The 9,629-nt window shown below is 40.2% G+C and carries 8 protein-coding genes and 1 pseudogene; 1 reads left to right on the top strand and 8 read right to left on the bottom strand.

All coding sequences use genetic code 11. The features are described from left to right. Positions 1–90 precede the first annotated feature (90 nt). From sufB to B4H39_RS03645, 7 genes are all read right to left on the bottom strand, one after another. Complete coding sequence (sufB, locus tag B4H39_RS03675; RefSeq protein WP_202231099.1) at positions 91–1,488, bottom strand: Fe-S cluster assembly protein SufB; 1,398 nt, start codon at positions 1,486–1,488, stop codon at positions 91–93. A 24-nt stretch (positions 1,489–1,512) separates the two neighbouring features. Further along, a complete protein-coding gene (sufU, locus tag B4H39_RS03670; RefSeq protein ID WP_251422730.1) occupies positions 1,513–1,968 on the bottom strand; it encodes a Fe-S cluster assembly sulfur transfer protein SufU in 456 nt (151 codons plus the stop codon). A gap of 24 nt (positions 1,969–1,992) precedes the next feature. Then, a complete protein-coding gene (locus B4H39_RS03665; RefSeq protein WP_251422733.1) occupies positions 1,993–3,204 on the bottom strand; it encodes a cysteine desulfurase in 1,212 nt (403 codons plus the stop codon). After that, positions 3,204–4,460, bottom strand: a complete 1,257-nt coding sequence (sufD, locus tag B4H39_RS03660) for a Fe-S cluster assembly protein SufD (RefSeq protein ID WP_251422736.1) — start codon at positions 4,458–4,460, stop codon at positions 3,204–3,206. Before sufD ends, B4H39_RS03665 begins: the two co-directional genes overlap by 1 nt. 73 nt (positions 4,461–4,533) lie before the next feature. Then, the gene (gene sufC / locus B4H39_RS03655) at positions 4,534–5,304 is read right to left on the bottom strand and encodes a Fe-S cluster assembly ATPase SufC (RefSeq protein WP_251422739.1); all 771 of its coding nucleotides are present in this window, start codon (positions 5,302–5,304) and stop codon (positions 4,534–4,536) included. Positions 5,305–5,876: 572 nt separating this feature from the next. Continuing rightward, positions 5,877–7,130, bottom strand: a complete 1,254-nt coding sequence (locus tag B4H39_RS03650; RefSeq protein ID WP_251422742.1) for a glycosyltransferase family 4 protein — start codon at positions 7,128–7,130, stop codon at positions 5,877–5,879. Between the two features lie 3 nt (positions 7,131–7,133). Beyond that, on the bottom strand, positions 7,134–7,817 hold the full coding sequence (locus B4H39_RS03645) for an adaptor protein MecA (protein WP_202231680.1): 684 nt from the start codon (positions 7,815–7,817) through the stop codon (positions 7,134–7,136). Positions 7,818–8,063: 246 nt separating this feature from the next. Here B4H39_RS03645 and B4H39_RS03640 point away from each other — a divergent pair, with 246 nt between their 5' ends. Continuing rightward, a complete protein-coding gene (locus B4H39_RS03640) occupies positions 8,064–8,972 on the top strand; it encodes a diacylglycerol/lipid kinase family protein (protein WP_251422745.1) in 909 nt (302 codons plus the stop codon). A gap of 81 nt (positions 8,973–9,053) precedes the next feature. On the opposite strand, the pseudogene B4H39_RS03635 reads toward B4H39_RS03640, so the two are convergent. Then, positions 9,054–9,629: pseudogene (locus tag B4H39_RS03635) on the bottom strand (hypothetical protein); the annotation flags it as partial.

The following is a 9,629-nucleotide window of genomic DNA, read 5'->3' as shown; positions in this document are numbered from 1 at the left end:
CTTTGCTTTTTCTTTACCCGATACGAGTGAAGATTTTCTTACGAAAATCCCTATTCGCCGATTCAATCGGGAAAAAGCTTTGCTTTTTCTTTACCCGATTGAACCCTCCATACTATAAGAAATCAATCTGTTGAGTTCTACTGCGTACTCCATTGGAAGCTCTTTTGTGAATGGTTCAATGAAGCCCATCACGATCATATCTGTGGCTTCTTTTTCTGTTAAACCACGGCTCATCAAATAGTACAACTGTTCTTCTGAGATTTTAGATACTTTAGCTTCGTGTTCCAAGGCAACTTGTGAGTTGTGAATCTCATTAAATGGAATTGTATCTGATTTTGAAATATCATCCATAATAATCGTGTCACATTCAATATGTGATTTAGAATGTGTGGAGTTTTTGTTGAAGGTTACTTGTCCACGATAGTTTACGGCTCCACCAGATTTAGAGATGGATTTAGAAATAATCGATGAGCTTGTATTTGGTGCATTATGAATCATTTTGGCACCTGTATCTTGCTCTTGATTTGCGTTAGCAAAGGCGATCGAAAGCATTGTACCACGTGCGCCAGGACCGTCTAAATAGACAGCTGGATACTTCATAGAGACACGTGAACCTAAGTTACCATCAATCCATTCCACGGTCGCATTTGCCTCTGCTTTGGCACGTTTTGTTACCAAGTTATAGACATTATCTGACCAGTTTTGAATGGTTGAATAACGCATGTATCCACCTTCTTCACAGAAGATTTCAACAACAGCAGCGTGCAAGCTGGCTGATGAATATGTTGGTGCAGTACAGCCTTCCACATATTGGATAGAAGCTCCTTCATCAACAATGATTAAAGTACGTTCAAACTGTCCTGATTTTTCGTTATTGATACGGAAATAGGCTTGGATAGGAATTTCACACTTTACTCCCTTAGGCACGTAAACGAAGCTTCCTCCAGACCAAACTGCTGAGTTCAAGGCGGCTAATTTATTGTCTGTTGGAGGGACAAGTTTTGCAAAGTATTTTTTGAAAAGATCTGGATATTCCTTCAGAGCAGAATCGGTATCGGTGAAGATGATACCAAGCTTTTCAAATTCTTCCTTCATGTTGTGGTAAACAACTTCTGACTCATATTGTGCCGAAGCTCCTGCCAAATAAGCACGCTCTGCTTCTGGGATACCGATTCTTTCAAAGGTTTCCTTAATTTCATCAGGGACTTCTTCCCAAGTACGTGCAGGTTTATCGGTGGGTTTTTGGTAATACACTACATCATCAAAATCAATGTCTGACAAATCAGGTCCCCATTCTGGGAGATCTAATTTTTTGAAGGCTTCGAAGGACTTGAGGCGGAAATCCAGCATCCATTCTGGTTCTTCTTTTGCGGCCGACATTGTACGAATAACCTCTTCTGTCAGACCTGTTCCTGTAGACATGACTAATTCAGCATTATCATGAAAACCAAATTTATATTCTTCTAATACTGGAACTTCTTCTGTCATTATTTTCCTCTCTTTATTTGCATTCTAGTGAGATTCAGATACGGTAGCACTACCATCTGTCTCAATCGCTTTTTTCAGGGCATTCCACGCCAGAGTTGAACATTTTACCCGTTGCGGAAATTTAGAAACTCCTGCAAGGAATTGTGCGTCTCCTAAGCGCTCTTGCGCAGGATCTTCGTGTCCCGTCACCATTTCTGAAAAAATCCGTGCCAATTCCAAAGCTTCTGCTTTTGTCTTGCCAATCACAGCTTCCGTCATCATTGAAGCAGATGCTGTTGAAATTGTACAACCGTGCCCACTAAAGGCAATGTCGCTAATCTTATCTTCTGTAAACGCAACAGTCAAGCGAATAACATCACCGCAGGTTGGATTGTTCAAATCAACAACACAAGCCTGCTGGAGTTCACCTGCATGGCGCGGAGCAGAAGAGTGATCAAGAATTACTGCACGGTATAAATTATCTAATTTTGAAAGTGCCATTCTTTTTCTCCGTTTTTCTTAATACTATAAGCCGAAAAACTCTTTTGTCTTCAAAAGAGCGTCCACAAGTTTATCGCAGTCTTCCTTCGTATTATAAATATAAAAACTTGCGCGTGCAGTTGATGATTGACCAAGGTAATTCAACAAAGGCTGTGCACAATGATGACCAGCGCGTACAGCAACACCTTCCATATCCAAAGCTGTGGCTAAATCGTGAGGATGGAGGCCTTGAATATTAAAAGCAATCACACCACTTCGCTCTTCCACTGCTTCCGGGCCATAAATTTCTAAACCGTCAATCGCTTTTAGTTTAGGCATCACATAGGCCACAAGCTCTTGCTCATAACGATGAATATTGTCCATTCCTATTGCTTCAAGGTAATCAATGGCTGCTCCGAGCGCGATAGCACCTGCAATATTTGGCGTACCTGCCTCAAATTTCCACGGCAACTCGGTCCATGTCGAGTGACTTTCATAAACAAAGTCAATCATTTCCCCACCAAACTCGATAGGGTTCATTTGATCAAGTAAAGCCTCTTTTCCATAGAGGACACCAATTCCTGTTGGACCACACATTTTATGACCCGAAAAAGCAAAGAAATCCACATCCAAGTCTTGGACATCAATTTTCATATGCGGGACAGATTGTGCACCGTCAACAACAAAATAAGCACCGTAGTGATGAACCGACTCAGCAATTTCCTTAATCGGAGTAATCGATCCTAAAACATTTGAGGCATGGGTTAAACTTACAAACTTTGTTTTGGCAGTCAGTTTTTCCTTTAAGTCATCAATGTCCAAAGCACCATCTTTCAGATAAACAATCTTCAAAAGAGCCCCTGTTTTTTCAGCGACTTGTTGCCAAGGGACAAAGTTTGAATGGTGCTCTGCAACAGAAATAATAATCTCATCACCTGCTGTTAAAACTTGCTCTGCAAACTTTGTAACCCAATTTAAGCCCGTTGTCGTCCCACGTGTAAACAATACTTCCTTCGTAGATGCAGCATGAATAAACTTTCGCACCTTTTCACGGGCTGCCTCATAATCTGCCGTTGCACGCTCTGCTAGAGTATGAACCCCACGATGGACATTGGCATTATCATGTTCATAATATTTTGTCAAAATATCCAATACCTGCTGTGGCTTTTGGGTGGTGGCTGCATTGTCCAAGTAGACTAATGGTTCATCATTAACTTTTTGATTAAGAATTTTAAAGTCTTTTTTTAAGTCAATCATTAGATTGCCAACTTTCTCTCGATAATTGAGATAAATTCATCACGAACAGCTTTAATCGGAATCTCAGTCACAACTGCACCGAGGAAACCTCGAATAACAAGACGTTTGGCTGTTGTTTCATCTAAGCCTCGACTCATAAGATAGTACATATCCTCAGGATCGACCTGACCGATAGAAGCTGCGTGACCTGCAGTTACGTCATTTTCCTCAATCAGCAAAATAGGATTTGCATCACTGCGGGCACGGTCTGAAAGCATTAATACTCGGCTTTCTTGTTGCGCATCTGCCCCTTTAGCGCCACGCATGATTTGACCTATTCCATTAAAAGTCAATGTGCCTCGATCAAGAATAACGCCATGTTGCAAGATATGTCCTACTGAATTACGGCCAAAGTTTGTCACACGAGTATCAATCCCTTGGATTTGTTTCCCCATAGATAATCCAACAACTTTGATTTGTGAATGACTGCCATCACCTTTAAGATCACTGTCAAAATCACAAACAACATTGCCATCATTCATTGTTCCGATAGACCAATCAATTGTAGCATTATTTGCTAAATGACCACGGCGGCTGATATAGGCTGTCACATGTTCCCCTAAACGATCGATAGCGGCAAACTTCACTTGCGCGCCTTCAAGGGCAATGACTTCGATAGAAATATTTCCTGTAACCTTAACATTCCCGTCACCGATACTTTCCAAGCGTTCCAAATAATCAAGCTTACTGTTACGGCCAGCAATAATTAAGATGTGTTTATTGAAAGGCAAATCGGACTCAGAATCTTGATAGAACTTTGCTTCTACAGGGACATCAATTTCGACATTGTCCGGAATATATAAGACCGCACCGGAATTAAAACTAGCAACATTACTTGCTGCTAAACGATTTTCTTTATAACTCACAGCCTTGCCGAAATAAGTTTCGACTATCTCAGGAATTTCTTCCATTGCTGAGGCAAAATCAGTGAAAACAACACCTTTTTCAGCCAAATCTGGACGCATTTGTTCCATAACATTTTGACTTCCCACTTGTACCAAAAGTGGATGGTTAGGCAATTCTGTAAAGCTTGGTACATTTCCACTTGGCTCAGAATCCCCTATCTCTGTATTATCCAAGCCCCAACGATTGAATTTCACACGCTCAATATTAGGCATCTCTAACTCTGTCATAGCCTCAAAAGCTGTTTGACGTAAATCTGACAACCAATTTGGTTCAGCATGCATGAGCGAGAAATCTTTTATTTTTTCATTCATTTAATTGTATCTCCATGATAATGTTTGGTAGTTTAAAATTTTCTGACTTTTAACCACCGTACACAACATCAACTTATGCTTCTTCCTCGTACTCAATCCCTAATTCTTCAGAGATCTTAGCATAACCTTCTTTTTCAAGACGTTTCGCAAGTTCGGCTCCACCTGTCATAACGACACGGCCTTCCATCATGATATGAACAACATCGGGTGTAATATAGTCGAGCAGACGTTGGTAGTGCGTAATGATAAGCGCACCAAAACTTTCACCACGCATGGCGTTTACACCTTTGGAGACTACTTTAAGGGCATCAATATCAAGCCCAGAGTCAATTTCATCCAAAATAGCAAAAGTTGGTTCTAACATCAAGAGTTGGAGGATTTCATTACGTTTTTTCTCCCCACCAGAGAAACCTTCATTGAGGTAACGCTCTGCCATCTCTTCTTTCATGTTGAGCAATTCCATGTTTTTGTCCAACTTTTTGATGAAGTCCATAACAGAAATTTTATCGTCTTCTGCACGTTGAGCATTGATAGCTGCTCGCATAAACTCAGCATTTGTAATTCCTGGGATTTCTGATGGGTATTGCATCGCAAGGAATAACCCAAGACGCGCACGTTCATCGACTTCTAATTCAAGGATATTTTCACCGTCTAAGAGAATTTCTCCTTCAGTAACTGTATAAGCCGGATTTCCCATGATGGCTGCCGATAAGGTTGATTTACCTGTACCGTTTGGACCCATGATTGCATGTACTTCATTGGTATTAATTGTAAGATTTACACCTTTAAGGATTGCTTTGTCTTCAATACTTACATGAAGATTTTTAATTTCTAAAGTTGCCATTCTAACTCCTTCAATTCATAAGTAAAATATCTTTTACACTTCATCCTTCATTATATCAAAAAAGGAGTAAATCTGCTTTTTATCCGAATTATCCTTGATAAAATTCAAACATATTTTTGAATGCATTTTTTAAGATAGTCAAGAATAATGTACAGCGCTCATTACCCATCATTATCAGCTTTGAGAACGAAAAAGATAGCTGTGGCAAAAATAACCACAAACGATATTTTTTTGATTATTAACTAGCGAAACACTCAGGAAATTTATATAAAAATTTCTCTTCTTCATGAGTACCTTTAGGCACAAGGAAGATAGCTATGACGGAAATAATCAAAAACGATACTTTTTTTGATTATTGACTAATAAGACGCTCAGGAAATTTATATAAAAATTTCTCTTCTTCATGAGTGCCTTTAGGTACCATGAAGATAGCTATGACGGAAATAATCAAAAACGATACTTTTTTGATTATTGACTAATAAGACGCTCAGGAAATTTATATAAAAATTTCCGTTCTTCATTAGTGCCTTTAGGCACAAGGAAGATAGCGTATTAAAAAACAGGCGAAAAAATCATTTCCGTCCTGTTTTATCATGTTTATACCTTTTTTTTCGTTTCTTGTTTATGAGTTGTTCACGGTAATCTGAGCTCCCAATAAATCGCAATACATTGAGGAAAGGCTGTCGATTCTTACCCAGCATTCCAACCATATCAATAAAGAGGCCCAAGCCAAGCAGCAGAGCAATAATCAGGAAGATACCGCCAATACGACTTGAAACTTGTAAAATCAAGGAAATAAATGCAAAGATACCCGCAATACCATAAATAACTAACACAGCTCCACGATGCGTAAAGCCAATCTGCATCAAGCGATGATGCAAGTGCATCTTATCTGCACTGGAGATGCTCTGATTGTTAAGCTTACGGCGAACCATGGCGACAATCGTATCTGTCAATGGAACACCCAAAATTAAAAGTGGTGTCAAAACGGCTACAGCAGTTGCATTCTTCAAGCCTTGAAGAGAAACAACAGAAATCATAAAGCCTAAAAACAAGGCACCCGTATCTCCCAGATAAATAATCGCCGGATGATAATTATAGGAGAAAAAGCCCATAATCGCGGCTACCAAAGTAAAAATGGTGATGGGCAAGAATATATTTGGACTAGGCAAAAAGAAGTAGGACACAATCCCCATCGTAAACAGGGAAATGACGGAAACTCCACTAGCCAGACCATCCAAACCGTCGATTAGATTTACGGCATTTGTAATAGATACGATCCAAAAGACTGTAAAAATGAAAGACAGCCAAACTGGAAACTCTAGAAAAGGACCACCAAAAGGAATTTTCAAGTTATCAAATCGCGCATGCGTAAAGAACCATGTGATTGAAGCTGCAATAAGCAGCCCGAGCATCTTCATCTTCGGCGAGATTTCCTTGACATCATCAATAAGCCCTGTAATAACTACAACTCCCCCTGCAAAGATAAAGGGAAGAATATAGCTCGTATACGTAACCAGTTGAGAACGAGGAGCGAGGGGATGGCCTACCCCCACCCAAGGAAGTTGCGGATGTACAATTAGGGGAAGAATAAAGAGAGTAGAAATAGCAAAAGACAGGAAAACTGCAAGTCCTCCTGCTGAAGGCATGACTTTCGTATTGATCCGACGTTCATTTGGCTTATCTACTGCTCCTATACGGCGTGAGATAAAGGTCATTAAAGGTGTAAATATCAAGGACATCCCAAAAGTAACAAAGAGAACAATAAAGAACTCAACCGTAAAAGGGATACCTTTAATAGGGATTTCTTTTATAGTATCTATCATATCTTAAATTTTAGAGAGAACTTCCAAAGCACGAGTGGTTATCAATAATTCTCCATACTCCTGTAATGTTTCACGACTTTTGGCTGTTTCCCGCCCATATTCTAACATGCGTGCGCGCATTGCACTTACCTCTGTTTTACCTTTTGCTCTTTGATTATCAAGAATAATCAGATAAAACTTATCCTTATAGCCATAAAGCTCTGACTCCTCTGCCTCAATTTTGACATTTTTCACAGCTGCCAAAAGTTGCATCATGTTATCAAACTCGACAGAATAAAAGACAAAGTCCGGGTCCGGCTTACTTTTTACTTTTGTTTCTTTATTTTCAGTTGTGTTTTTATCTGGACTTGCTCCGCCATTTTGCTTCAAATCTTCAACACGACCAAAAAAATCTGTCATGAGCTGCTCGAACTCTTCTGGATCATCTGGAAGCGTGGTCGGATCAATGTCAATGTTTTCCTCTGTAACAATGATGTTTACACCTTTTGGAAAAGGCTGAATTTGGAAAGTCAAAAGCCCTGATGAAAACCTTTCTTCAAGTCCAAGCTCCTCTACAAGCTCATAAAAAAGATTTTCAACCATGGATTGATTGGTAAAAAAATCTGAGAGCTTCACATCGTGATCAACCAAGTCTTGAAAAGTTAGGCTAATCTTTATCGTTTTTTCGTTTATTTCTTCGTATTGCATGTTTTAACCTATATTTTTCTATGCCGGTCAGCTTACCGATAACCCTTAGTTCTATTTTTATAAACCGACATTCTTCACTTATAATTAACTGTTTCTCTTAATTATAACATATAAAAGACTTTTCGCGTTTTTTTGCCTCATTCAAAATCCTCCTGTTGGCTTGTTACTTTTACGAAAAAGTTTCGTATCATTCGCAATCCTTATGTTATTTACCTCTAAAATATATTTTTTTGATAGAATAGTTCTATGATTTATTACATTCTTGCCAATCCAAATGCCGGTTCCCGCAAAGGGGAGCGTTCATTGAAACTCCTGTTGCCTTATCTTGAAGAAAACGGCTTATCATATAAACTCTTTGCGACTGAGCGTACGGGTCAAGAAGCATCCTTTATCCAGCAAATTCTTGAAGAAAAAAAGCCCGAGGATCAACTCCTTATTTTAGGTGGAGATGGCACCATCTCTCTCGCCCTCAACGCCTTACCCGCTGATTTTTCCTTTGGCTATATTCCCTCAGGCTCTGGCAATGATTTTGCCCGCAGTCTCGGACTGTCCTTTGATCCTATCCAAGCTTTTAAAGATATCCGCCGCAACCAGATAAAAGATTTTTATGTTATGCAGTATAAATCCCAATCTTTTTCGGGATATGCCCTCAATAATGTGGGAATAGGGCTGGATGCTGCTATCGTTAAAGCTACAAACGGCAGTCGCGTAAAAAAGCTCCTGAACTCTATCAAACTGGGCAGGCTTTCTTATCTTATGACAGCTCTGCACGTTTTGTTCAGCAAAAAATCTTTCTGTATTTCTATTTACAATCTAAAGGATACATTCAAGTTTGACAATGCTTTTCTCCTTACTTTTACCAAACATCCTTATTTTGGTGGTGGGGTTAAAATTGCTCCCGAGGCCTCAAACCTCAATCAAGAGATACATCTTATCGAGCTGGACAAATACAGTATGCCTAAAATATTTTCACTTATCCCGAGTGTCCTTCAAGGAAGACATTTAGAAAACGATATTTTCCACCACAGTGTTTCTACTGCCGTGTCTGTCACACCTCAGTCCACCCAACCTGTACAGATTGATGGAGAAACTTTTGAGATACAAGCCAATGACACCTTGACTTTAACTTCTGAAAGAAGAAGTATTATTTGTTAATAAAAAAGAGGAATCCCCTGTCTGAGCATTCCTCTTTTTTCATACCGTCTTACACTTATCCCTGCCTCTCGAATAGAAGGCTTACTGCCGAACAATGAGGGCTGGGCGCACACCACCCCATCCTAAAATAGAACCTGCATGGTGACTAGACAACACCCCAATAGAGGGATCACGTTGCACCCGCCAAGCACCATCTGTCGCGAGCGTACGAAGCAACCACCAGTCACCTTCTGGTCCTGAGCCCACACGTGCTTCATGATCAGGGAAAGCACGTCCTGGACCTGACAAGCGGACTACATCTGCTAAGGAAAGGATAAATGCCCGCGGACTCCCACTTGAGTCAACTCGAGTCTCATCCGCCGCAACTTCAGGGAAAGCATCTAGGTTTGTTGGTAACCAGCGCCTCCGACCTGCTGTCCAAGTGAGTTCATCACCGTTAACACTTCCTGTCATAAAGTTGTCTGATACCCGCTGAACCCGTGCTTGAACTGAGGAATCAAGACCAGCATACCAGTCCTCGGTCCGTTGTTCCATAGTAGAGAAGTTTGTATTACGAATTGCCGCATTACGTATAATCATGTGATTATTATCTCCCATATTCTCCAAATGACGATACTGCTCCCCAGCCATAGTGAAGATGGTCCCCGGTGCCATGAT

Source organism: Lactococcus sp. UBA7128, assembly GCF_002492185.1.
In the GTDB taxonomy this organism is placed as follows: Bacteria; Bacillota; Bacilli; order Lactobacillales; family Streptococcaceae; genus Lactococcus; species Lactococcus muris.
Note: the sequence above shows the minus strand (reverse complement) of the source record. Positions and strands in the feature narration are given on the sequence as shown.